This window comes from Streptomyces olivochromogenes (assembly GCF_021538895.1).
GTDB classification, from domain to species: domain Bacteria; phylum Actinomycetota; class Actinomycetes; order Streptomycetales; family Streptomycetaceae; genus Streptomyces; species Streptomyces olivochromogenes_A.
Map to the genome: position 1 here is coordinate 56,374 of NZ_JADDRL010000014.1, position 23,420 is coordinate 79,793.

Genomic DNA, 23,420 nt, shown 5'->3' on the forward strand with positions numbered 1-23,420 from the left:
ACAAGACGACGGCGCACGGCGGTCGGCAGTCTCGGTGCATGAACACCGAACCGATCCGCTTCGACACGAAGATCGCCGTCCTGCTGCGCGAGGACCTGGAGCCCTGGCAGCGGCTGAACGTCACCGCCTTCCTGGTCAGCGGCCTCGGCACCCAGGCCCCCGAGGTGATCGGGGAGCCGTACGAGGACGCGGACGGCGTGCCCTACCTCCCGATGTTCCGGCAGCCGGTGCTCGTCTTCGAGGGCACGAAGGAGACCCTGACGGCGGCCCACGGCAAGGCACTGAACCGTGCCCTGCCGCGCGCGGTCTTCACCTCCGACCTCTTCACGACCGGCAACGACCGGGACAACCGCGCGGCGGTACGGGCGGTGGGCACCGGGGAGCTGGATCTGGTGGGTCTCGCGGTGTACGGCCCCCGGAACGCGGTGGACAAGGTGCTGAAGGGGACGCGGATGCATCCGTGAGGTGTGCTTGGGGCGGGGCTTGAGCCGGGAGGTACGGCATGAGGCGGGTGCTTGCGCACCGGCCTCAGGTCGTACGCACCCCGGGCTCGGCGTCGGCCGCGGCGGCGGGGGCCGTCGGCAGTTGCGGCGGGAGGCGGCGCATGAGCAGGCCGTACCCGAGCGCCGCCACCGTACCGACGAGCGCGCACGCCCCCCACAGCCACTCCGCGCCGAACCGGTCGATGACCAGGCCGGACATCAGCGGGGCGACCAGGGCGGCGACGGCCCAGGACAGGGTGTACATGCCCTGGTAGCGGCCGCGCCCGTGGACGGGCGAGAGCCGGACGACGAGCCCGGTCTGCGTCGGGGCGCTGACGATCTCGGCGAGCGTCCACACGCACACGGTGAGCGCGAACGCGCCGACCGACCCGGCGAACGCGGTGAGCCCGAAGCCGTACCCGGCGAGGACGGACGAGACCACGAGGAGCCGGCGCGGGTCCCGGTGCTCGATGAAGCGGGTGACGGGGATCTGCAGGGCGACGATCAGGACGCCGTTGACGGCGATGGCCGTGCCGTAGTCGGCGGGCGAGAACCCGGCCGTGCCCATCGCCACCGGGAGCCCGACCGAGCCCTGCTGGAAGACGAGCGCGACCAGGAAGGACAGCCCGACGACGGCCATGTACCGCCCGTCGCGCAGCACGGTCCCGAGGCCCACCTCCTGCGCCGCGGCCGCCTCGGCGACCCGCTCGGGCCGCGACTCGGGCAGCTTGACGAAGACGACGACGGCACAGGCGGCCGTCATCCCGGCCTCGATCAGGAAGCCGGCGCGGTAGCTGACCTCGGCGACGAAACCGGCGGCCAGGGAGGAGACCGCGAAGCCGAGGTTGATCGCCCAGTAGTTGAGGGAGAAGGCGCGCACGCGGTCCTCGGGCCGGACGATGTCCGCCATCATCGCCTGCACGGCGGGCCGGGAGGCGTTGGAGGCCATGCCGACGAGGAAGGCGACGGCGGCGATGGAGACGGGGTCGCGCACGAAGCCGAGCAGCGCGACGCAGCCGGCGGTCGCGGACTGGGCGACGAGCAGCGTCGGCCGCCGCCCGAGCCGGTCGGCCATCACACCGCCGCCGAGGGAGGAGACGACCCCGCCGAGCCCGTGCAGCGAGGCGACGAGTCCCGCGTACGACGCGCTGTAGCCCCGGTCCAGGGTCAGGTACAGCGCCAGGAAGGTGGCGACGAACGCGCCGAGCCGGTTGACCAGGGTGCTGAGCCACAGCCACCAGAACGCGCGGGGCAGGCCGGAGACCGTTTCCCGGGCGGCGCGGCTCAGGGCGGCGAGTGGCATGGGTCCCCCACGTGCGGAAAGTTGCGTAAGCAGTGATCAAGGCTTTCGCAACTTACGTCGGAGCTCTCCCGCCGGACCACTCAATTGACGGATGCCGTCAAGAGTCCGCTGCTCGTCCGCTGTCCGTCCGCTCCCCGGGCACTCCAGCGGGGGTCCGAAAGCGTGGATTACGCTCTGGGGCATGGCCGACGCACCGTACAAGCTGATCCTCCTCCGCCACGGCGAGAGCGAGTGGAATGCGAAGAACCTGTTCACCGGTTGGGTGGACGTCAACCTGAACGAGAAGGGCGAGAAGGAGGCAGTCCGCGGTGGCGAGCTCCTGAAGGACGCCGATCTCCTCCCCGACGTGGTCCACACGTCCCTCCAGAAGCGCGCGATCCGCACCGCGCAGCTCGCGCTGGAGGCCGCCGACCGTCACTGGATCCCGGTCCACCGCTCCTGGCGCCTGAACGAGCGCCACTACGGCGCGCTCCAGGGCAAGGACAAGGCGCAGACGCTCGCCGAGTTCGGCGAGGAGCAGTTCATGCTGTGGCGCCGCTCCTACGACACCCCGCCGCCGCCGCTCGAGGACGGCACGGAGTGGTCCCAGTCGGGCGACCCCCGCTACGCCTCCATCCCGCCGGAGCTGCGCCCGCGCACGGAGTGCCTGAAGGACGTCGTCGTCCGCATGCTCCCGTACTGGTACGACGGCATCGTCCCCGACCTCCTGGCCGGCCGCACGGTCCTCGTCGCCGCCCACGGCAACAGCCTGCGCGCCCTGGTCAAGCACCTCGACGGCATCTCCGACGCCGACATCGCGGGCCTGAACATCCCCACGGGCATCCCCCTGTACTACGAACTCGACGCCGACTTCAAGCCGCGCACCCCCGGCGGCAAGTACCTGGACCCCGAGGCGGCAGCGGCCGCCATCGAGGCGGTCAAGAATCAGGGCAAGAAGAAGTAGCTTTTGTGATCATGCCTCTGATCTGCGCTTCCGGTGCGGATCAGGGGCATTTTCGCGCTCTGGGACCTCCCTGGAACCTCAACGCTCGCGCGGGAGCGCCCCGCGGCGCGTGGCTGCGGGGCGCCTTGTGGGGTTCAGTCGACCTTCTCCCCGTCGTGCGTACCGCCCTTGCAGAGGTTGTCCGTCAGATCGGCCGTTCCGCCGCCCTGCTTGCACTCAGAAGGAGTGACGTAGGACGGGTTGCCCTGTGCGGCGGCGGTGGCGGTGGCGGCGCCTGTGAGGCCGAGTCCGGCTAGGGCTGCCGTGGCGATGACGGCGGCGAGGATTCGTCCGATGCGCATGTGGTTCCCCTTTCACGGATTGCCTCGTTTGGGGCACTAGTCAGCTTGATCTTCACCCATGTGGGTGGCACGTCATGTTGCGCCATTCGGGTGAACTGCTCAGTGCTCGGCCCGGGCCGTCAGGCGTCGCTGTCCCGGTGCCGCTCGTAGGCACCGGGTGACGTCTCCACGACTTCGCGGGGGTAGACCTCGTGCACCCGGGCGAGCAGGTCGCGCTGTTTGCTGACCCAACCCGTCGGCAGTGCGAACAGCGGGACGGTCACGGTGACCCCTGAGGCGGGTCCGTCGTGGGCCGACACCGACATCCGGTCGTGGCCGTCGGGCTTGAACTTCAAGGACGGTGTCCGCCCCGAGGTGAGCCACATGGCGAATCGACGGGTCTCCAGGGTCGCCAAGGTGTCCTCCCAGTCGGCCAGATCTTCAGGGAGGAGGGTCACCGAGAAGGTGGCGCTGAGGGACTCCCGCCGAGTTCATGCATTCCCTCCCCGATGACAAGATCCGAGCATCTTGCCGGACGGACGGACGGACGTGACGGCTCGGATCGCATGGCTCAGCGAGGCGTGTATGCCACACGCTCGAAGGGCCATGCGCGGGCCAGCCAGTCGCTGACGACGCGGTAGAGCTCGGCGTCGAGAGAAGCGTGGTCCGCCCGGACCCAGGAGCGGACGTCAGTGACACCGGGCTCCTGGCGCGAGCCGTAGATGTAGACGCAGCCGATGACGTCGTCCCCAGGGACCGACAGGACGGTGTAGGTGAAGCCGACGCGCCGTTCGAAGTCCTCCGCGTGCCGGCGCAGGTCGTGGAGGTTGGCGTCCAGGGACATGCCCCCTGGAGGCGGCCAGGAGCCGCCGGCGAAGTCGGAGGTGGCTCGGATGTGGGCGATGCTGGAGGTCCAGGCTGCGTGATCGGCAGCATTGTGCTGAGGGCCGAGGGGCTCCAGGCGGAAGCGGTCGGTGGCAGGCGGGTGCGGTACGGCGAACTCGGGGTCCACGAGGGGCTGGTCAGGTGAGGTCACCGCGGGAGGTTATCCCCGGGCCCCTACCGATTTCTCGCACTTTTTGGGAGAGAAGACCGTCGGCTCGCGCTCCCGGTAGATGCAGGGCGCCGGCGCGGTCCACATGTTCACGGTGTTCGGCCCGTAACGGCGGCGGCGCCGACGCCGAGGGCGATACCGGCTACGTACGGCGGTGCGGCAGCCGGAATGCCGCTGCCAAGCCGGCCAGGCCTATGACCGCGAGGGTGGTCATCGCCGCGGCGTAGGCGCCCTTCGTGAGGCCGGAGACCAGGATGGTGCCGGCTATGGCCGTGCCGAAGGACGAGCCGAGGTTCGACACGCTGCGGGACAGGCCCGAGATCTCGCCCTGTTGGTCTTCCGGGAAGCTCGACTGCACGACGTTGACCGACGGGGTCAGCATCACGCCCATGCCGAGTCCGATCAGCAGGAGTCCGGGGACGAAGGCCCAGGCCGAGGAGAAGGCGGCGGCCAGGGCGATCAGGACGACCACACCGGCGATGGAGACGACGAAGCCGGTCATGATGAGCGTGCGCTGGGGGCGCCGCTCGGCCAGGCGTTCGGCGGACAGGGACGAGACCAGGAGCCCCAGCGTGGCCGCGGTGAAGACGACCCCGGTCTGGATGGCGTCGTAGTGGCGTACGACCTGGAGGTAGGCCGCCACCGTGAACGACGAACCCAGGAGCATCAGCCACTGGACGTTCTGCGTGATGAGCCCGAGGTTGGACGTGCGGTTGCGGAACAGGCTGAGCGACAGCAGCGGTTCCTTGCCGGCCGCCTCCTCGGCGCGTACGTGGCGGAAGAACCACCACAGCACGAGCACGCCCAGGACCAGCAGGGCGACCATGAGCCAGACGTTGTTGTCCGCGGCCAGGATGCCCATGACGACGAGGACGAGACCCGCGGCCGAGAGGACCGCGCCGGTGGTGTCGAAGGAGCGGGTCGGATCGGGTGGCAGGGGATCCTCGATGTGCCGGCTGAGCGCGACGATCACCGCGATGACCAGGGCCTGGAACACGAAGGCCGCGCGCCAGCTGATGCCCGTGGTGATGAGTCCGCCGATCAGCGGTCCGGCGGCGGCGCCGGCGCCGCCCAGCGCCATGATCACGCCGAAGGCGCGGGCGCGGGAGGTCACGTCCGGGTAGAGCAGCGTCGTGAGGATGTAGACGGGCGGGATGAGCAGCGCGGTGCCGATCCCTTCGAGGATCGAGTTGCCGAGGATCAGCACGCCGAGTCCGGGAGCCGCCGCGCTCAGCAGGGCGCCGATCGCGTAGACGACGAGGCCGGTCATGAAGCACCGCTTGCGGCCGTAGCGGTCGGTCAGCTTGCCGCCGGGGATCATCAGCGCCGCCATCACCAGCAGGAAGACGGTGATCGCCACCTGTACGCCCTGGACGGTGGTGTCCAGGTCCCTGCTGATGTCGTTGATCATCACGTTCATGTTGGAGCCGGCGAAGCTGCAGATGAACTGGGCGAGGGCCAGGGCGGCCAGCACCCGCCCCTGCCCCGCCGCGCGCTGTCCCTCGGCCGTCTCAATCACCGGAGCCGCCCCCCGAGGCGCTCCCCGAGGCGTCCCCTGAGCCGTCCCCCGTGTCGTCCTCGGCGGGAGCCGTGAGGCCGGAGATCGTCGGGCGCCCGCGATCCTCGGCCCGGGAGCGGGGCCGTTCCTTGCTCAGTTCCTCGTCGAGCGCCAAGGCCGCGGTGACCAGGGAGAGGTGGGTGAACGCCTGCGGGAAGTTGCCGAGTTGTTCCCCCGAGGGCCCGATCTCCTCGGCGAACAGGCCGACATGGTTGGCGTAGGTGAGCATCTTGTCGAAGGCGTGCCGGGCCTGGTTGAGCCTGCCGCTGCGGGCGAGTGCCTCGACGTAGAAGAAGCTGCACAGGTTGAACGTGCCCTCCGAGCCGCGCAGTCCGTCGGGGGAGGCCTTGGGGTCGTACCGGTAGACGAGGCTGTCGCTGACCAGTTCCTCGTTCATGGCATCGAGGGTGCTGAGCCAGTCGGGATCGTGGGGCGAGATGAAGCCGACCCTCGGCATGAGCAGCAGGGAGGCGTCCAGGACGTCGGTGTCGTAGTGCTGGACGAAGGCCTGCCGCTTCTCGTGCCAGCCGCGGTCGACTATCTCCTGGAAGACCGCGTCCCGGGTACGGGTCCACCGGGCGACGTCGGCCGGCCGGGAGAAGCTGTTGGCCGCGTGGATGCCGCGGTCGAACGCCACCCAGGTCATCAGCCGGCTGTAGGTGAAGTTCTGCCGCCCGCCCCGGGTCTCCCAGATGCCCTCGTCCGGCCGGTCCCAGTGGCCGGCGAGCCAGTCCAGCACGCCGCGCAGCGCCCCCCAGCCGCGGAGCGCACCGATGTCGCCCCCGACGATCAGGGCGTCCGAGGCCTCGCCGTAGATGTCGAGCTGGAGCTGGTCGGCGGCCGCGTTGCCCGCGCGTACGGGCCGTGAGCCCTGGTAGCCCTCCAGGTGGTCGAGGGTTTCCTCCGTCAGGTGGGGGTCGCCGTCGATGCGGTACATGATCTGCAGCGGATCGCCCGAGGCGGTGCCCCCGGCCTCGATACGGTCGCGCAGCCAGCGGCGGAAGGCGTGCGCCTCGTCGTGGAAGCCCAGATCGATCAGGGCCCGGACGGACAGCGCCGCGTCGCGGATCCAGGTGTAGCGGTAGTCCCAGTTGCGCTCGCCGCCGATCTGCTCGGGCAGTCCCATGGTGGCCGCCGCGATGGGTGCCCCGGTCGGCGCGTACGTGAGCAGCTTGAGGGTGATCGCCGAGCGGTTCACGATGTCCCGCCAGCGGCCGCGGTAGGTGCAGGAGTGCAGCCAGGACAGCCAGAAGGAGCGGCACGTGTCGAAGTCCTCGGCGACCCGTTCCAGGGACGGGGGCGGCGGGACGGTGTCGTCGCTCGCCGAAGTCGTCAGCACGACCGCGGCGGCCTGGCCGGCCGAGAGGGTGAAGCGGGCGGTGATGTCGTTGCCCTCCGCGTGCAGCGGGATCCCGACCGTGGACTGCACGTGCAGGTCCGTGCCCGGGCCGTGGAAGCGCGCGGAGTGGGCGTCGGCCTGCGTGAGGGTGTGCGTGGCGCGGCCGTAGTCGAAGCGCGGGCGGCAGTCGAGGGCGAAGGGGAGGCTGCCCCGGACCACCCGGGCGACCCGCACCAGACGGTGCGTGGCCTGCGCCGTCGAGGAGTCGATGGGCACCATGAAGTCGGCCACCTCGCCGACTCCGCCGGGTGCCATGAAGCGGGTGATCAGCACGGCCGTGTCGGACAGGTACAGCTGCCGGTCCGTCATGCCGTTGCCGTCCGGGGACCGCGCGGCGAGCAGGCAGTGCCCTCCGCGCTCGCTGTCCAGGAGGGAGGCGAAGACGCTGGGCGAGTCGAAGCGCGGCGTGCACCACCAGTCGATGTCACCGCCGGAGGAGACCAGGGCGGCGGTCTGAAGATCGCCGACCATGCCGTGCTCGGCGATGGGCGGATACCGGTTCACCTGGGCTCCCTCGTCGCAGCGACAGTCACGCCAAGGGTCCGGCGTTCCCGGCGGTACGGCCTCACCCGCGGGGGGTGAATGGGCGCCCCCGACCGCAGGGCGGAGGGCGGGGAGCCGAGGGGCGGACACCTTGCGCGGGGCGGGAGACGCAGATCACATCCGCTCGTGTCACAGCGCGCGGGGGCGCGGGGTCCTAGGGGTGTAACCACTCACAACGGCACAGGAGTTCACCATGGAAGCTCGGTTGAATGTCATGGCTGCCCCGGCCGCGGCCAAGGCCATCAAGCACCTCATCGCCGCGAGCAAGGCGCTCGCGGAATCGACGCTGCCGGCGGCGACGCGCGAACTGGTGAACCTGCGCGCCAGCCAGATCAACGGCTGCGCCGGCTGCATCGACATGCACACCAAGGAGGCCGCGGCGGCGGGGGAGACCGCGGTACGTCTCCACCTGGTCGCGGCCTGGCGCGAGGCCACGGTGTTCACCGACGCCGAGCGCGCCGCGCTGGAGCTGGCCGAGCAGGGCACCCGGATCGCCGACGCGGCCGGCGGCGTCACGGACGAGGTGTGGGCGAACGCCGCCAAGCACTACGACGAGGAGCAGCTCGCCGCCCTGGTGGCGCAGATCGCCGTCATCAACGCCTTCAACCGCGGGAACGTCATCACCCAGCAGCCCGCCGGCGACTACGAAGTCGGCCAGGTCCACTGACCGGACGGCCCACCGACCCCCGGGCGTCGCTGTCGCGGAGCCCGGGGCGGGCGTCACCAGATGGACAGGGGCACGGGGCGGATCTCGTCCGCAGGGTGCCCCGCGCGTTCGTGGATGCGCCGGACCGCTTCGGCGGAAGGGGCCTCGGAGAGGCAGTACACGGTGCCGGACACGGGATCCGCCCACGCCCGTTCGAAGTGCACGCCCTCCTCTTTCTCTATGGCCAGGTCGGCCGCGTGGGCCCGCTGGAGCTCCTCGTCGGTGATGCCCTGCATCCCGTGGTGGACGTCCATGAACTGGGTCATGGCCACGCACCCCCTTCGTGCCTGGTGCTCCCTTACATGCTGCGCCTCGCGGCCCCGTCACAGCGACCGGACGGCCCCGGGTACGCCGAAGGTCCCCGGTGCCGCAGGGCACCGGGGACCTTCGCCGTCGTAGCGGATGCCTGCCGTCAGCCGCACTGGCAGGGGTTGCCCGACTGGCACCCGCAGCCGCAGCCCGAGCCGCAGCCGCACGCGCCGAAGAGCGGGAGGCTTCTGATCTCAGTGGGCTGGTCGGTCTCGCGCTCCTGTGTGGGGTCGGGCGTGGTGCTGGGGGATTCGGCCATGGGTCCCCTCCTAGAGGCTTGGGCCTGCCTGCTGCCTTTGCCCATTTCATGCCCGGTATCTCGGGCGCATCAACGGCGCACAGTGGCGCCCGCACGCCCGAACCGAACCCCGCGAGCCCCCTTGGGGCTCGCGGAAGCCCTCGGCCGACCCCGGGGGGTTACTTGCCCTCGGGCCCGGTCACCGGCTGGATGTCCTGCTGGAGGTCGTCCGCGTGCTCGCCCGTGACCAGGAACACCACGCGCTTGGCGACCGCCACCGCGTGGTCGGCGTACCGCTCGTAGTAGCGGCCGAGCAGGGTCACGTCGACGGCCGTCTCGATGCCGTGCTTCCAGCGCTCGTCGATCAGGTGCTGGAACAGGGTGCGGTGCAGCAGGTCCATCTCGTCGTCGTCCTGCTCCAGCTGCAGGGCGAGGTCGACGTCCTTGGAGACGATCACCTCGGCCGCCTTGGCCATCAGACGCTGGGCGAGCTGGCCCATTTCGAGGATCGTGGCGTGCAGGTCGTGGGGGACGGCCCGCTCCGGGAAACGCAGCCGTGCGAGCTTCGCCACATGCTGGGCGAGGTCGCCGGAGCGCTCCAGGTCGGCCGACATACGAAGTGAGGTCACCACGATCCGCAGATCCGTGGCCACCGGCTGCTGGCGGGCGAGCAGGGCTATCGCCCGCGCCTCCAGGTCGTGCTGCAGTTCGTCGACCTTCTTGTCGGCCTCGATGACGCTCTCGGCCAGCTTGAGGTCGGAGTCGAGGATGGCCGTCGTGGCGCGCCCGATCGCCGACCCGACCAGCCGGGCCATCTCCACCAGACCGTCGCCGATCGAGTCCAGTTCCTCGTGGTACGCGTCCCGCATCAGGGTTCCCTCTCGTGCGTGTTCTTCGGGGGCTCCGGGGGCCGGGGCCCGTGACAAACCAGCCATGCGAACCCCACGCTCCCACGTTCCGGCCCGTACGCGTCCGTTTCCGCCACCCCAAATGAACCAATACTGGCTCCAAGGTGAACTCTGGGCGACGAGTGTCGGAGGTCGCACCTCGACGGCTGTGGGGATGTCGTAGGCCATGCCTAACCTGGGTGCATGGACGTGAACGCGGCGGTCGCCGCAGCGGCAGCGATCGCCGGGGTGCTCACCGGTGTCATCGCCATGCTGGCGTTCCGCTGGAGCGAACGCGACCAGAAGCGGCCCACCAGGACTTCTCTGCACACCGACCCCGTGCTTCCGCCGGGCGTGGACACCGTGCTGTCCGTGCTCCGGTCCTCGGCCGTCGTCCTCGACGAGGCCGACGCCGTCGTCAAGGCGAGCTCCGCGGCGTACGCCCTCGGGCTCGTCCGTGGCGGAAAGCTTGCCGTGGAGCCCATGCTCCAGATGGCGAGGGACACGCGGCGCGACGGAGAGATACGCCAGGTCGAGCTGGATCTGCCGAGGCGCGGGACGGGCAGGGGCGAGGCACTCGCCGTGTCCGCCCGCGTCGCGCCCCTCGGATCCCGGCTCGTCCTCCTCCTCGTCGAGGACCTCACCGAGGCCCGGCGTATCGAGGCGGTACGACGCGACTTCGTCGCGAACGTCAGCCATGAGCTGAAGACCCCGGTGGGCGCACTCTCCCTCCTGTCCGAGGCGGTCATGGACGCCTCCGACGATCCGGAGGCCGTGCAGCGCTTCGCCGGTCGCATGCAGATCGAAGCCACCCGGCTGACCAACCTGGTCCAGGAGCTCATCGACCTGTCCCGGGTACAGAACGACGACCCGCTGGAGGACGCCGAGCCGGTCCGGGTCGACGAACTGGTGGCGGAGGCGATCGACCGCTGCCGCCACCAGGCAGGCACCAAACAGATCACCATGGCCGCGGGCGGCACCGCCGACCTGCACGTCTGGGGAAACCGCGGGCAGCTCGCCGCCGCCATCGGCAACCTCGTCGAGAACGCCGTGAACTACTCCCCGGCCCGCACCCGCGTCGGCATAGCCGCCCGCCGGGTCAGCGGTTCCGGCGGGGACCTCATCGAGCTCGCCGTGACCGACCAGGGCATCGGCATCTCGGACAAGGACAAGGAGCGCATCTTCGAGCGCTTCTACCGCGTCGACCCGGCCCGCTCGCGGGCCACCGGCGGCACCGGTCTGGGTCTCGCCATCGTCAAGCACGTGGTCGCCTCGCACGGCGGGGAGGTCACGGTGTGGAGCGCCGAAGGCCAGGGCTCCACTTTCACCCTCCGGCTGCCGGAGGCGGGTGCGGCCCGTGACCGCGCTCAGCAGCACCCCGACCTCGACGAAGAGGCGGGTCAGGCCGCACACTCAACTTCCGGATCCCCCGATTCCGGCGTATCCCCCGACTCAGCCGCGTACGAAACGCTTCCCGCCCCGGAGGTCCTTCCGTGACCCGAGTGCTCGTCGTCGAGGACGAGGAGTCCTTCTCCGACGCCCTGTCGTACATGCTCCGTAAGGAGGGCTTCGAGGTCGCCGTGGCGGCCACCGGGCCCGACGGACTCGACGAGTTCGAGCGCAACGGCGCCGACCTCGTCCTCCTCGACCTGATGCTGCCGGGGCTGCCCGGCACGGAGGTGTGCCGCCAACTGCGCGGCCGCTCCAACGTCCCCGTCATCATGGTGACCGCCAAGGACAGCGAGATCGACAAGGTCGTCGGCCTGGAGATAGGAGCCGACGACTACGTCACCAAGCCCTTCTCCTCGCGCGAGCTGGTCGCCCGTATCCGGGCCGTGCTGCGTCGCCGCGGCGAGCCGGAGGAGGTCACGCCGGCGGCCCTGGAGGCCGGCCCGGTCCGCATGGACGTCGACCGGCACGTGGTCACCGTCTCCGGCTCCAAGGTGGACCTCCCGCTCAAGGAGTTCGACCTGCTGGAGATGCTGCTGCGCAACGCCGGCCGCGTGCTGACCCGTATGCAGCTGATCGACCGCGTCTGGGGCGCCGACTACGTCGGTGACACCAAGACCCTCGACGTCCACGTCAAGCGTCTGCGCGCCAAGATCGAGCCGGACCCGGGCGCCCCGCGCTACCTGGTCACGGTCCGCGGCCTGGGCTACAAGTTCGAGCCGTAGACCGACCGCCGGCCCTGAAGGCCCGGCAAGGGCCGAGCCGTACGACGAAGGGCGGTCCCCCTCAGCGGGGGGACCGCCCTTCGTCGTACGGCCGTTTCGTACGGCCGCTGTGTACCGCTGTTTCGTACGACCGCTCAGTTGCCGGACGGCGTGGTCGACGCCGACGCGGAGTCGCTCGGGGTCGAACCCGTGGACGCGGAGCCGTCGGCGGACTCGGTCGCCGAGGCGGAGGCGCCCTTCTTCGGCTTCTTGTTGTCGGACGCCGTGGCGCCCGCGGCCGGGCTGCCCGTGGCCGACGCGGACGGCGTCGGGATCTCGCTCGGGCCCCAGCCGGTGAAGTAGCTCTTGGCCGGGACGACGAAGGCGCGCAGGCTCACGTCACCGGTCTTGGTGAAGGTGAAGGTGATTTTCTGGGCGTTGCCGTCCCGGACCGCCTCACGGCTGCTGGCGAGCACGGCGGAGGCGTTGTCCTTGCCGCCGATGATCAGCGAGCCGCCGGCCGGCACGGTCAGGGACCCGCCCTTGGCCGGGCTCAGCTGGGCGGTCTTGCCGGTGCCGGGCACGACGATCGACTGCAGGGTCTGGTCGGTGGTGCCGGTGTTGAACACGGTCGCGGAGATCACGGCCGGACCCGTGGACTGCAGGTCGGGCTGGGTGATGACCGTCGCGTTCTGCACCTTGATGGCACCGACGGACGTCGCCGCGTTGTCCGGCTTGACCTGCAGCGTCTGTGAGTTGTTGCCTGCGCCACAGGCGGCGAGCGAGGCGATGGAGAACACGACGGCGGAGGCGGCGAGGGCGCCGCGTCGAAGGCTGCTGCTCACGGCGGCGGCAACTCCTTGAACGCACGGGCGACTCCTTATAAAGCCGCCCTAAGTGTCTGTCAGCGACCTTAGGCTACCGAGCCGTTCCCACGGGGCCGCACCCGACCCTCCCCCAACCTCACACGCATCGCTCAAGCAGGGGGTACCCGAGGCCCTTGAGTGGCTCCCGAGTCACTTTGCCGAGACGTTCGTCCGGCATTCACATAAGACGGTTCGCAACACCGCGCGTAAGACATCCGGCAACACCCCGCGCAAAATTTCCGTGAAGGAATGCGAGCCCACCTCGGATATTGATCACCTACCGATCGGCCGACGGCTCGTGATCAATTCCGGATTCGTCTCACGGCCCACCGGAGCCACCGAACGGAGTAGCGGAAGTCGCACGCTTGTGACCGGACAAATGTGGACGTTCGTCCACTTGGAGGGGGCTCCGGATGTGTGTAACGTGCCCGTTTCGCTCCGCCCGGAGAGCCGCTCCGACCTGCGAATACCTCGTTCCGCAGGGCCTGCGCAGCACGTTCCTGTTGCTGTTGTCAAGCCCCGAGATATGCCCTGACCTGCGAAAACGCCATTCAGAAGACGCCGTATCCGTGTTACCCTGGATAGCCACGGAAGGGGTACCTGTCACATGACGTTCAAGGTTGGCGACACCGTGGTCTATCCCCATCACGGGGCCGCGCTGATCGAGGCCATCGAAACTCGCCAGATCAAAGGCGTGGACAAGACCTACTTGGTGCTGAAGGTCGCCCAGGGTGACCTGACGGTACGTGTGCCAGCGGACAATGCGGAGTTCGTCGGCGTGCGTGATGTGGTCGGTCAGGACGGGCTGGACCGGGTCTTCGAGGTGCTGCGCGCGCCGTACGCCGAGGAGCCCACGAACTGGTCTCGTCGATACAAGGCAAACCTGGAGAAGCTTGCCTCCGGTGATGTCATCAAGGTCGCGGAAGTCGTGCGTGACCTGTGGCGTCGCGAGCGCGAGCGCGGACTCTCCGCCGGTGAGAAGCGCATGCTCGCCAAGGCTCGCCAGATCCTGGTGAGCGAGCTCGCCCTCGCGGAGAACACCAACGAGGACAAGGCCGAGGCCCTGCTCGACGAGGTTCTCGCGTCCTGACGCAGGCAGCAGCCCTGCTCTGGTCAGCACAGTGAAATGCCGCGGTGCCCGATGACAAGATTCCTGTCGCCGGGCGCTGCGGCATGTTCGTACTCGGATGCCGTACGCCGGGGTGGTGCCCCCGATACTTGGCGTGCCGGGCCCGCGCAGCCGGCTCGACCGGTGTCACGGAAGGGTCCGGTCGAGCGTGTCGCGCCCGACACGGTGAGGCCATACCCACCTAGGCCGAGCACACAAACCTGACAGGAACCGATGTCTGACGTTTCGCGCCCTTCGCCTGCAGAGCCCCGTACGGAGGCCCGCACCGCCGTCGTGATCCCGGCCGCCGGCCGGGGCGTACGACTCGGTCCGGGCGCCCCCAAGGCGCTACGCGCGCTGAACGGCACGCCCATGCTCATCCACGCGGTCCGCGCGATGGCCGCCTCCCGCGCGGTCTCCCTCGTGGTGGTCGTGGCCCCGCCCGACGGCACGGCCGAGGTCAAGTCGCTGCTCGACGCGCACGCGCTGCCCGAGCGCACCGACTTCCTGGTCGTCCCCGGCGGGGACACCCGCCAGGAATCCGTGCGGCTCGGCCTGGAGGCGCTGCCCCCGGACCACGACATCGTCCTGGTGCACGACGCGGCCCGGCCGCTGGTCCCGGTGGACACGGTGGACGCGGTGATCGAGGCGGTACGGGAGGGCGCGGCGGCCGTCGTGCCCGCGCTGCCGCTCGCGGACACCGTCAAGGAGGTCGAGCCGACCACGGCCCCGGGCGAGCCCGAACCGGTCGTCGCCACGCCCGAGCGGGCGCGGCTGCGGGCCGTGCAGACCCCGCAGGGCTTCGACCGTACGACGCTGGTCCGCGCGCACGAGACCGTGACCGGCGACGTCACCGACGACGCCAGCATGGTCGAGCAGCTGGGGGAGCGGGTCGTGGTCGTGCCCGGCCACGAGGAGGCCTTCAAGGTCACCCGCCCGCTGGACCTGGTCCTCGCCGAGGCGGTCCTGGCCCGCAGGAGGCTGAACGATGGCTTCTGACCCCGTGCTTCCCCAGGTCGGCATCGGTACCGACATCCACGCCTTCGAGGAGGGCCGCGAGCTGTGGTGCGCCGGCCTGAAGTGGGAGGGCGAGGGGCCGGGACTGGCCGGCCACTCCGACGCGGACGTCGTCGCGCACGCCGCCTGCAACGCGCTCTTCTCGGCCGCCGGGCTCGGTGACCTCGGGCAGCACTTCGGCACCGGGCGCCCCGAGTGGTCCGGCGCGTCCGGCGTCACGCTCCTGACCGAGGCGGCCCGGATCGTCCGCGAGGCCGGCTTCCGCATCGGCAACGTCGCGGTCCAGGTCGTCGGACCCCGCCCCAAGATCGGCAAGCGCCGCGACGAGGCCCAGAAGCTCCTGTCGGAGGCGGCGGGCGCCCCGGTGTCCGTCTCCGGCGCCACCACCGACGGCCTCGGCTTCCCCGGTCGCGACGAGGGCCTGATGGCGATCGCCACGGCACTCGTCGTGCGCGTGGGCTGAGGGCGTGCGAGGGTACCCGCAGAGCGATCATCGACAAGCGAGCCCCGACGCAAGCGACCCCTGACGATCGGCCGTCGGCCGAGGTCCCGGAGGTACCCATGTCCGCCGCCCTGTCCGACCGGCTCAAGGCCCTGCTCGACACCCCCGTCTTCATCGTCCTCGGCACCGTCCAGCCCGACGGCAGCCCGCAGCTGTCCCCGGTGTGGGTGAAGCGGGACGGCGAGCAGATCCTCGTCTCCACGACGGTGGACCGCCGCAAGAAGAAGAACCTCGACCGCGACGCGCGGGTGAGCGTCGTGGTCCAGGACCCGGCCTCGCCCTACGAGTACGCGGAAATCCGCGGCAGCGCGGAACTGACCACCGCGGGCGGCCAGGAACTGATCGACGAGCTCGCCCTGAAATACACCGGCAAGAAGTACGCGGAATTCAACCCGGCTTCGGCGCAGGACGCGGAACGCGTGGTCGTGCGGATCACCGCGCGGAAGGTCGTGGGAAGCCTCTGAACCGCGTCGGACGTGTCACGAATCCGTGGCCCCTGGCCAAAAGGGGCGTGAGGCACTCCCCGGCGCCCACTACCCTGGAGTGGTGACTATTCGGCTGTACGACACCGACGCCCGGCAGATCCGCGACTTCACCCCGGTCACGCCGGGCTGTGTCTCGATCTACCTGTGTGGTGCCACCGTGCAGTCCGCGCCGCACATCGGGCACATCCGCTCGGGCCTCAACTTCGACATCATGCGCCGGTGGTTCAGCTACCGGGGCTACGACGTGACGTTCATCAGGAACGTCACCGACATCGACGACAAGATCATCGCGAAGGCCCACGAGCAGAACCGGCCCTGGTGGTCGATCGGGTACGAGAACGAGCGCGCCTTCAACGACGGCTACACGGCACTCGGCTGCCTGCCGCCGACGTACGAGCCCCGCGCCACCGGCCACATCACCGAGATGATCGAGATGATGCAGGGCCTGATCGAGCGCGGCCACGCCTACGAGGCGGACGGCAACGTCTACTTCGACGTGCGCTCCTTCCCGCGGTACCTGGAGCTGTCCCGGCAGGAGCTCGACAACCTGCTCCAGCCGTCCGGCGAGGGCGAGAGCGGCAAGCGGGACCCGCGCGACTTCGCCATGTGGAAGTCCGCCAAGCCCGGCGAGCCGACCTGGCCGACGCCGTGGGGAGACGGGCGCCCCGGCTGGCACCTGGAGTGCTCGGCCATGGCGCACAAGTACCTGGGCAGGGCCTTCGACATCCACGGCGGCGGCCTCGACCTGATCTTCCCGCACCACGAGAACGAGATCGCCCAGGCCAAGGCCTACGGCGACGACTTCGCCCAGTACTGGGTGCACAACGCCTGGGTGACCATGGCCGGCGACAAGATGTCCAAGTCGCTGGGCAATTCGGTGCTCGTCAGCGAGATGGTCAAGGTGTGGCGGCCGATCGTGCTGCGCTACTACCTCGGCACCCCGCACTACCGCTCGATGATCGAGTACAGCGAGGACGCCCTGCGCGAGGCCGACTCCGCGTTCGCGCGGATCGAGGGCTTCCTGCAGCGCGTCGTCGAACTGGCCGGGGGCGTCGTCGAGCCGTCCGCCGAGGTGCCGCCCGCGTTCGCCGAGGCGATGGACGACGACCTCGGTGTCCCGCAGGCACTGGCCGTCGTGCACACCGCGGTCCGGCAGGGCAACTCCGCACTCGCCGCCGACGACAAGGAAGCCGCCGTGGCCCGCCTCGCCGAGGTGCGCGCCATGCTCGGCGTCCTGGGTCTCGACCCGTTCGACCCGCACTGGGCCGGTGACGGCGCCGACCGCGGAGAGGACCTGCACAGCGCGGTCGACAGCCTCGTACGACTGGTCCTCGACCAGCGCGAGGCGGCCCGCTCCCGCAAGGACTGGGCCACCGCGGACGCCATCCGCGACCGGCTCAACCAGTCCGGCCTCGTCATCGAGGACAGCCCGCAGGGCCCGCGCTGGAGTCTCGGCGCGCGCTGAGACCGACGCCGGTCCCCGGTGATCGATTGTGCCGCCCGGCCCTCCGGGCGGCACACTGCATATACACGTACGCACGCTTCCGTAGAGAACAGGTAGGTCATGGCCGCGAACAACCGCCGCATGTCCGGCAAGAAGGGCGCGCAGGTCGGCAGTGGCGGCCAGCGACGCCGGGGCCTGGAGGGCAAGGGCCCGACCCCGCCCGCCGAGATGCGCAAGGGGCACGCCAAGCAGCGTGCCGCGAACGCGAAGGTCCGCCGCGCCCAGGGCCGCCCGCAGCAGCGCAGGGGCGGCGGCAAGACGTCGTCCGAGCTGGTCGTCGGCCGCAACCCCGTCGTCGAGGCGCTGCGTGAGGGCGTGCCCGCGAGCACCCTGTACGTCCAGCAGTTCATCGACAACGACGAGCGCGTCCGCGAGGCCCTGCAGCTCGCCGGCGAGCGCGGCGGCATCAACCTCATGGAGGCCCCGCGCCCCGAGCTCGACCGCATGACCAACGGGCTCAACCACCAGGGTCTGGTCCTCCAGGTCCCGCCGTACGAGTACGCGCACCCCGAGGACCTCGCCGACGCCGCCTACGACGAGGGCGAGGACCCGCTGATCGTCGCCCTCGACGGGGTGACCGACCCGCGCAACCTCGGCGCCGTCGTCCGCTCCGTCTCCGCCTTCGGTGGCCACGGCGTCGTCGTGCCCGAGCGGCGCGCGGCCGGCATGACCGCCGGCGCCTGGAAGACCTCCGCCGGTACGGCGGCCCGTACGCCCGTCGCCCGCGCCACCAACCTGACGCGCGCCCTGGAGGCGTACAAGAAGGCCGGCATCGTGGTCGTCGGTCTCGCCGCCGACGGCGAGGCCGAACTCGGCGACCTGGCGGCCCTGGGCGGCCCGGTCGTCATCGTCGTCGGCAGCGAGGGCAAGGGCCTGTCCCGACTCGTCGGCGAGACCTGCGACTTCCGGGTGCGGATCCCGATGCCCGGTGGCGCCGAGTCACTCAACGCCGGTGTGGCGGCGGGGATCGTGCTGTACGAGGCGGCTCGCCGCCGGGCCTGACGCATCGCCGCGGATGCCTGAACAGGCGTCCGCGGTCTCACCCGTACGGGTCAAACCTGGCGTCCAGGACAACCTTGACGCGGTCCGGACACATCCGACCGGTCAAAGCAGTGTCCTAACTCCGCGTCACTCGGTTAGATGAGTGTGGACACCAGAACACCCCGCACACCCACGGGGGACCGCTCGTCGGGATTCAGCTCCGGGCTCGACGACGCTCCCGCGCTGAGCATGGTGAAGGTGCCGAGCGATCCGGCGCAGGTCATCGTCAATCACGCGAGCTTCCGGGTGCAGTTGGGCGCATCGACACGGCGGAACCAATCCCCGCGGGTCGCACGGCACTTGAGCGCCACCGAGAACACCGCCCGCATCCCGGCCGTCGGCACCGCGGGCAGGGCGGGCGCCGCCGGAGGCCGCCGCCGTGCCGTCGTCTGGAGCGGCCGCTCCGCCCCCGACGACACCGGCGCCCACCGGCTGCTCCAGGCCGTGCGGGGCGGCAGCGTCCGCTACCCCGACGAGCCGTCCGTCGACGCCGGGGCCACCCAGGTCATCTCGCGCATCGACGACGGCTACGGCGGTTACAGCGGCTACGGCGAACTCGACCAGACCGTCCAGACCCCGGTCGTCGGCCCGCCGCGCGGTCCCAGCTCCGGCGAGACCCGACTCCTGCCCCACATGCGGACCGTGGGCAGCGCCTACGACGAACCCGCCTACCGCGGCCCGCAGTTCGAGGCCCGCGAGGACCACGAGAACCACGACGGCTACGACGACTACGACGACTTCGAGCAGGAGGCCGAGGAGGAGGGCGAGTTCACCGGCCGGCGCCAGGGCGACGACCCGGCCCGGCACGCCTACTACCCCGGCCGCCGGATGAACCTCGGCGTCGTCCTGCTCCCGCTGCGCGTCTTCCTCGGCTTCATCTCCATCTACGCCGGCATGGGCAAACTCTGCGACCCCGTCTACTTCGACGGCGGCGAGCGCGGCTCCATGGTGAAGTGGCTCAACACCCTGCACCCCTGGGAAGTCGCCGAGCCCCTGCGTCAGTTCGCCCTCCAGCACCCGATCGGCTCCGGGCTGGTCATCGCCTTCCTACAGGTCGTCGTCGGCGTGCTGACCGTGCTCGGCTGCTGGCAGCGGGTCGCCGCGGTCTTCGGCGCGCTGCTCTCCGCCGCGCTCATCGTCACCGTCAGCTGGAAGACCGTCCCGGCCTACGACGCCCCGGACATCATCTACCTCGCCGCCTGGTCCCCGCTGATCATCGCCGGCGCCCCCGTCTACTCCGTGGACGGCCGTCTCGCGGGCAGCGCCTGGCGCCGGCTCGGCCCCCGCTCCGACCTCTGGGAGCTGCGCCAGTACGTCCTGCGCCGCGGCGCCCTCATCACGGCCGTCACCGTCGGACTCACCCTGCTCGTCGGCTCCCTGCTGGGCGGCGCCGTCCGCGACTCCAGCCGCGTGGTGGTCCCCGGGCCCGGCGAGGCCCCGCGCAACAACCTCCCGGGCTCCCCGCTCACCGACGGGCCCGCCGAGCGGCACCAGAAGAAGACGCCGACGGCGTCCAGCTCGCCGAGTGGGGGCGCCACGGCGGGCGCCAGCCCGTCCGGCACCGCGACGACCCCGGGCGCGGCCCATTCCGCGGGCGCCGCGACCAGCGGCGTTCCCAGCCAGACCCAGGGCACCACGGGCCAGGCCTCGCCGCGGCACACGTCCCCGGTCGGCCAGGCGCCCACCACCAGCGCGGGCCCGACCTCAGGCGGCGCGGCGACCGGCGGCACCGGCTCGTCCGGCGGCACAAGCACCGGCGGCACCGGCAACGGCGGCTCCTCCACGGGCCAGCCGGGCTTGGTGGGCGGCCTCCTGGGCTAGCGAAACGGCCCCGCACCAGGAGGTGCGGGGCCCTTTCACGCAGGCGACTGCACTTCCCTGAGGGGCGCGGGGAACCGCGCACCTAGCTACAGCCGACCCGAACTGATAACGCAACGGAACCAACATCACCGCCCCAGAGCGGCCAGCTCCTTCGCTGCCTCGGTCAAGTCCTTCGCCGTGTCGATGGCCCGCCAGTACGCCCCCTGCGGAATCGGGAAGCCGGCCAGCCGCCGCTCACGGGCGAGGTGCGGGAACGTGGTGCGCTCGTGGTCGCCGCGCTCGGGGAGCAGATCGGCGAACTCCGGCGAGAAGACGTAGACGCCCGCGTTGATCTCGAAGGTGGAGGGCGGCGCCTCGATGAAGTCCGTGATGTGTCCGAACCCGTCCGTCTTCACGGCACCCCACGGAATGCGCGGCCGCGCCAGCGCCAGCGTGGCGACGGCGTCGCGCTCGGTGTGGAAGTCGGCCATCTCGCGCAGCGAGAAGCGCGTCCAGATGTCGCCGTTGGTGGCGTACCAGGGCCGGTCCGGGTGGGGTAGGCGGGCTGCCGCGTACTTGAGACCGCCGCCGCGGCCGAGAGGCTCCGTCTCCACGACGGTGGTGACGTTGACGGGAAGGTCGGCCGAATCCAGCCACTTCTGCAGGACCTCGGCGAGGTGACCGCAGGAGATCACGACATCCGTCACGCCCTCTTCGGCGAGCCAGGTCAGCTGGTGGCCGATGATCGGCGTTCCCGTTCCGGGGATCTCGACCATCGGCTTGGGCCGGTCGTCGGTGTAGGGACGAAGCCGTGAGCCCTGGCCACCGGCCAGGACGACGGCTTGAGTGGGGCGGGACGCGGCGTTCGGATCGGTCATGCCCGAACTGTACGTCGCGTCCCGCGGGCTGCTTCCGGCGGCAACCGTTCCTTAATCAGCCGTTACCCACTTCACGGCTGCCGCTTTCCGGAGGCCGCCCGCGGCGACGGCTGCGTTCCTCGGCTCGGCTGCGGGCCTTGGCTCAGCTGTGCGCCGCGAGGACGCCGGAGGCGAAGGAGGTGTCGCAGACGGGCCGGGCGTACGACTGGGCGCGCGAGGCGCCGTACGCGCGGACCGCGGCGCGGCCGAGGGCGCGGGCGATGGAGGTGCAGTGCCTCGCCAGCGACGGACGGCCGTTCACGGCCTGCTGGAGGTGGGTGAGGACCTCGCCCGGGTTCTTCTCCTGCAGCTCGGCCATCAGCTGGTCGCGCAGGACGTCCTGCGGGGACCGGGAGAGGGCGCGGGGCCTGGCGGCCGGCAGGTCCGCCGAGGTGACGTCCGTGGCGGTGAGCACCGAGTTGGAGGGGCTCCCCGACCAGTTGACTCGGGTGACCGCCAGGGTCCCGGAGAGCACCAGGACGACGGGCAGGACGAGGGCGAGGGTGCGGCCGATCCGGCGGGCGGGTCCCCCGCGGCCGCGTCGCGTCTGTGGGGTGATGGAGTGCTTCACGCGAGTGAGGGTAGCGTCCGGTAACCATTTGGCGACATTTGGTCACCGTTTCGAGGGACAGGATGGGACCAATTCATGGGTGACGTGTTGACGCACGCTGCTCGAAATGGTCTCCCTTGCCGGGGTTTCCGGCGGCAACGAGAAGGGCCCCGCGGCGTGCGCGGGGCCCTTCTTCGTCAACCTGGGTGAATTACCCGGGGTTGTTCCACTCCTCGGGTCAGTCGGAGAGGCGCTCGCCCGTCGAGGTCGAGAAGACGTGGGTCTCGCCCGGCCGGGGCACGACGTGCAGCTGAGCGCCCTTCTCCGGCACCTGGCGGCCGTTGACGCGGACGACCAGGTCCTTCAGCTCGCCGCCGACCTCGGCGGTGCCGTACACGTAGCCGTCGGCGCCGAGCTCCTCGACGACGTTGACGGAGACGGCGAGACCGGCCGGGGCGTCCTCGGTGTCCTTGGACAGGGAGGCCGCGGCGGCGCCGTTGTGCTCGACCACGTCGAAGTGCTCGGGCCGGACACCGACCGTGACCGTGCGGTCACCCTTGTCGGAGGCGGCCTTGAGGGCCTCGCGGTTGACCGGGACGACGCTGTTGCCGAACTTCACGCCGCCGTCGGTGATCGGGACCTCGACCAGGTTCATGGCGGGGGAGCCGATGAAGCCGGCGACGAAGAGGTTGGCCGGGCGGTCGTACATGTTGCGCGGCGAGTCGACCTGCTGGAGCAGACCGTCCTTGAGGACCGCCACGCGGTCGCCCATCGTCATGGCCTCGACCTGGTCGTGGGTGACGTAGACGGTGGTGATGCCGAGACGGCGCTGCAGCGAGGCGATCTGCGTACGCGTGGACACGCGGAGCTTGGCGTCCAGGTTGGACAGCGGCTCGTCCATGAGGAAGACCTGCGGCTCACGCACGATGGCGCGGCCCATGGCGACACGCTGGCGCTGACCGCCGGACAGGGCCTTCGGCTTGCGGTCCAGGTACTCGGTGAGGTCGAGGATCTTCGCGGCCTCCTCGACCTTCTGCCGGATCTCCGCCTTGTTGACACCGGCGATCTTGAGCGCGAAGCCCATGTTGTCGGCGACCGACATGTGCGGGTAGAGCGCGTAGTTCTGGAACACCATGGCGATGTCCCGGTCCTTGGGCGGCAGGTGGGTGACGTCGCGGTCACCGATGCGGATGGCGCCGGCGTTGACGTCCTCGAGCCCCGCGAGCATCCGGAGCGAGGTGGACTTTCCGCAGCCCGACGGGCCGACCAGAACGAGGAACTCGCCGTCCTCGATCGCGATGTCGAGACCGTCGACGGCGGGCTTGGTGGAACCCGGGTAGATCCGGGTCGCCTTGTCGAACGTGACAGTGGCCATGGTGAATGGGCCCCCTTCTACCGGCAGGAACGTGCCGGACGATCCGAGTAGGAAGGTGGTTGGTGTAGTCCACGAGAGTGAACTGGGTCAGGACGGTACCTGGCGTTCGCCCGATCTGTCAGCACCCGGGGGACTGTGAACTTCGCGGAAATTTTCGACAAGGGGCCCGTCGGACCTGGGTACACTGCACGGGCGCGCCCGCGTCCCGCGGACTCCGCACGCCTCCTTAGCTCAGCTGGTCAGAGCGCCGCTCTTGTAAAGCGAAGGTCGTCGGTTCGAATCCGACAGGGGGCTCTCTTGCTGAACAGCACAAACGCCCCGGCCGAAGATCGGTCCGGGGCGTTCGACATCCACGGGTGA

General features: G+C 70.5%; 24 protein-coding genes, 1 tRNA gene and 1 pseudogene. 13 read left to right on the forward strand and 13 right to left on the reverse strand.

Features of this window, described 5'->3' with window-relative positions; all coding sequences use genetic code 11:
• Nucleotides 1–38 precede the first annotated feature (38 nt).
• Nucleotides 39–464, forward strand: a complete 426-nt coding sequence (locus IPZ69_RS09425; protein ID WP_235453571.1) for a DUF2000 domain-containing protein — start codon at nucleotides 39–41, stop codon at nucleotides 462–464.
• Nucleotides 465–528: 64 nt separating this feature from the next.
• Here the strand turns inward: IPZ69_RS09425 and IPZ69_RS09430 are convergent, their stop codons facing one another.
• Nucleotides 529–1,785: an MDR family MFS transporter gene (locus IPZ69_RS09430; RefSeq protein ID WP_235453572.1), complete on the reverse strand. Its 1,257-nt coding sequence runs from the start codon at nucleotides 1,783–1,785 to the stop codon at nucleotides 529–531.
• Nucleotides 1,786–1,966: 181 nt separating this feature from the next.
• On the opposite strand from IPZ69_RS09430, the gene IPZ69_RS09435 reads away from it, so the two are divergent.
• Nucleotides 1,967–2,728 (forward strand): phosphoglyceromutase, encoded by a 762-nt coding sequence (locus IPZ69_RS09435; protein WP_235453573.1) that lies wholly within the window; start codon nucleotides 1,967–1,969, stop codon nucleotides 2,726–2,728.
• A 134-nt stretch (nucleotides 2,729–2,862) separates the two neighbouring features.
• Here IPZ69_RS09435 and IPZ69_RS09440 read toward each other — a convergent pair whose 3' ends face one another.
• From IPZ69_RS09440 to IPZ69_RS09460, 5 genes and pseudogenes are all read right to left on the reverse strand, one after another.
• On the reverse strand, nucleotides 2,863–3,069 hold the full coding sequence (locus IPZ69_RS09440) for a hypothetical protein (protein WP_235453574.1): 207 nt from the start codon (nucleotides 3,067–3,069) through the stop codon (nucleotides 2,863–2,865).
• A gap of 119 nt (nucleotides 3,070–3,188) precedes the next feature.
• Nucleotides 3,189–3,515, reverse strand: a pseudogene (locus tag IPZ69_RS09445) (DUF5959 family protein); the annotation flags it as partial.
• A gap of 104 nt (nucleotides 3,516–3,619) precedes the next feature.
• A complete protein-coding gene (locus tag IPZ69_RS09450; protein WP_235453576.1) occupies nucleotides 3,620–4,084 on the reverse strand; it encodes a GNAT family N-acetyltransferase in 465 nt (154 codons plus the stop codon).
• Nucleotides 4,085–4,244: 160 nt separating this feature from the next.
• On the reverse strand, nucleotides 4,245–5,621 hold the full coding sequence (locus IPZ69_RS09455) for an MFS transporter (protein ID WP_235453577.1): 1,377 nt from the start codon (nucleotides 5,619–5,621) through the stop codon (nucleotides 4,245–4,247).
• Nucleotides 5,614–7,563, reverse strand: a complete 1,950-nt coding sequence (locus IPZ69_RS09460) for a glycoside hydrolase family 15 protein (protein ID WP_235453578.1) — start codon at nucleotides 7,561–7,563, stop codon at nucleotides 5,614–5,616. The genes IPZ69_RS09455 and IPZ69_RS09460 overlap by 8 nt, the downstream gene beginning before the upstream one ends.
• A gap of 232 nt (nucleotides 7,564–7,795) precedes the next feature.
• On the opposite strand from IPZ69_RS09460, the gene IPZ69_RS09465 reads away from it, so the two are divergent.
• Nucleotides 7,796–8,269 carry a carboxymuconolactone decarboxylase family protein gene (locus IPZ69_RS09465; RefSeq protein ID WP_235453579.1) on the forward strand — a complete coding sequence of 158 codons (474 nt, stop codon included), beginning with the start codon at nucleotides 7,796–7,798 and terminating at the stop codon, nucleotides 8,267–8,269.
• A 53-nt stretch (nucleotides 8,270–8,322) separates the two neighbouring features.
• On the opposite strand, the gene IPZ69_RS09470 is transcribed toward IPZ69_RS09465, so the two are convergent.
• The 3 genes from IPZ69_RS09470 to phoU all read right to left on the reverse strand — a co-directional run bounded on the left by IPZ69_RS09470 (nucleotide 8,323) and on the right by phoU (nucleotide 9,724).
• Nucleotides 8,323–8,574, reverse strand: a complete 252-nt coding sequence (locus IPZ69_RS09470; protein WP_235453580.1) for an SCO4226 family nickel-binding protein — start codon at nucleotides 8,572–8,574, stop codon at nucleotides 8,323–8,325.
• Between the two features lie 146 nt (nucleotides 8,575–8,720).
• The gene (locus tag IPZ69_RS09475; RefSeq protein ID WP_235453581.1) at nucleotides 8,721–8,876 is read right to left on the reverse strand and encodes a hypothetical protein; all 156 of its coding nucleotides are present in this window, start codon (nucleotides 8,874–8,876) and stop codon (nucleotides 8,721–8,723) included.
• A gap of 158 nt (nucleotides 8,877–9,034) precedes the next feature.
• A complete protein-coding gene (phoU, locus tag IPZ69_RS09480; RefSeq protein ID WP_235453582.1) occupies nucleotides 9,035–9,724 on the reverse strand; it encodes a phosphate signaling complex protein PhoU in 690 nt (229 codons plus the stop codon).
• A 222-nt stretch (nucleotides 9,725–9,946) separates the two neighbouring features.
• Here phoU and IPZ69_RS09485 point away from each other — a divergent pair, with 222 nt between their 5' ends.
• Nucleotides 9,947–11,239, forward strand: a complete 1,293-nt coding sequence (locus tag IPZ69_RS09485) for a sensor histidine kinase (RefSeq protein WP_235453583.1) — start codon at nucleotides 9,947–9,949, stop codon at nucleotides 11,237–11,239.
• On the forward strand, nucleotides 11,236–11,916 hold the full coding sequence (locus tag IPZ69_RS09490) for a response regulator transcription factor (protein WP_010358452.1): 681 nt from the start codon (nucleotides 11,236–11,238) through the stop codon (nucleotides 11,914–11,916). The genes IPZ69_RS09485 and IPZ69_RS09490 overlap by 4 nt, the downstream gene beginning before the upstream one ends.
• A gap of 134 nt (nucleotides 11,917–12,050) precedes the next feature.
• On the opposite strand, the gene IPZ69_RS09495 is transcribed toward IPZ69_RS09490, so the two are convergent.
• A complete protein-coding gene (locus tag IPZ69_RS09495) occupies nucleotides 12,051–12,740 on the reverse strand; it encodes a DUF461 domain-containing protein (protein ID WP_235453584.1) in 690 nt (229 codons plus the stop codon).
• Nucleotides 12,741–13,368: 628 nt separating this feature from the next.
• Between IPZ69_RS09495 and IPZ69_RS09500 the strand changes: the two genes are divergently transcribed.
• From IPZ69_RS09500 to IPZ69_RS09530, 7 genes are all read left to right on the forward strand, one after another.
• Nucleotides 13,369–13,851: a CarD family transcriptional regulator gene (locus IPZ69_RS09500; protein ID WP_003953493.1), complete on the forward strand. Its 483-nt coding sequence runs from the start codon at nucleotides 13,369–13,371 to the stop codon at nucleotides 13,849–13,851.
• Nucleotides 13,852–14,103: 252 nt separating this feature from the next.
• A complete protein-coding gene (gene ispD / locus IPZ69_RS09505) occupies nucleotides 14,104–14,868 on the forward strand; it encodes a 2-C-methyl-D-erythritol 4-phosphate cytidylyltransferase (RefSeq protein ID WP_235453585.1) in 765 nt (254 codons plus the stop codon).
• Complete coding sequence (gene ispF, locus IPZ69_RS09510) at nucleotides 14,858–15,349, forward strand: 2-C-methyl-D-erythritol 2,4-cyclodiphosphate synthase (RefSeq protein ID WP_235453586.1); 492 nt, start codon at nucleotides 14,858–14,860, stop codon at nucleotides 15,347–15,349. Before ispD ends, ispF begins: the two co-directional genes overlap by 11 nt.
• 98 nt (nucleotides 15,350–15,447) lie before the next feature.
• A complete protein-coding gene (locus IPZ69_RS09515) occupies nucleotides 15,448–15,852 on the forward strand; it encodes a PPOX class F420-dependent oxidoreductase (protein ID WP_235453587.1) in 405 nt (134 codons plus the stop codon).
• A gap of 82 nt (nucleotides 15,853–15,934) precedes the next feature.
• Entirely contained in the window at nucleotides 15,935–17,338 is a 1,404-nt protein-coding gene (gene cysS, locus IPZ69_RS09520; protein ID WP_235453588.1) for a cysteine--tRNA ligase, read from the forward strand.
• 99 nt (nucleotides 17,339–17,437) lie between these two features.
• Nucleotides 17,438–18,379 (forward strand): 23S rRNA (guanosine(2251)-2'-O)-methyltransferase RlmB, encoded by a 942-nt coding sequence (gene rlmB, locus IPZ69_RS09525; protein ID WP_235453589.1) that lies wholly within the window; start codon nucleotides 17,438–17,440, stop codon nucleotides 18,377–18,379.
• 138 nt (nucleotides 18,380–18,517) lie between these two features.
• Nucleotides 18,518–20,239, forward strand: a complete 1,722-nt coding sequence (locus IPZ69_RS09530) for a DoxX family membrane protein (protein WP_235453590.1) — start codon at nucleotides 18,518–18,520, stop codon at nucleotides 20,237–20,239.
• A 125-nt stretch (nucleotides 20,240–20,364) separates the two neighbouring features.
• On the opposite strand, the gene IPZ69_RS09535 is transcribed toward IPZ69_RS09530, so the two are convergent.
• The 3 genes from IPZ69_RS09535 to IPZ69_RS09545 all read right to left on the reverse strand — a co-directional run bounded on the left by IPZ69_RS09535 (nucleotide 20,365) and on the right by IPZ69_RS09545 (nucleotide 23,060).
• The gene (locus tag IPZ69_RS09535) at nucleotides 20,365–21,096 is read right to left on the reverse strand and encodes a nucleotidyltransferase family protein (RefSeq protein WP_235453591.1); all 732 of its coding nucleotides are present in this window, start codon (nucleotides 21,094–21,096) and stop codon (nucleotides 20,365–20,367) included.
• Nucleotides 21,097–21,238: 142 nt separating this feature from the next.
• Nucleotides 21,239–21,706: a hypothetical protein gene (locus IPZ69_RS09540; protein WP_235453592.1), complete on the reverse strand. Its 468-nt coding sequence runs from the start codon at nucleotides 21,704–21,706 to the stop codon at nucleotides 21,239–21,241.
• A gap of 217 nt (nucleotides 21,707–21,923) precedes the next feature.
• On the reverse strand, nucleotides 21,924–23,060 hold the full coding sequence (locus IPZ69_RS09545) for an ABC transporter ATP-binding protein (protein WP_235453593.1): 1,137 nt from the start codon (nucleotides 23,058–23,060) through the stop codon (nucleotides 21,924–21,926).
• A gap of 220 nt (nucleotides 23,061–23,280) precedes the next feature.
• Between IPZ69_RS09545 and IPZ69_RS09550 the strand changes: the two genes are divergently transcribed.
• A tRNA-Thr gene (locus IPZ69_RS09550) sits at nucleotides 23,281–23,354 on the forward strand.
• Nucleotides 23,355–23,420: the final 66 nt, after the last annotated feature.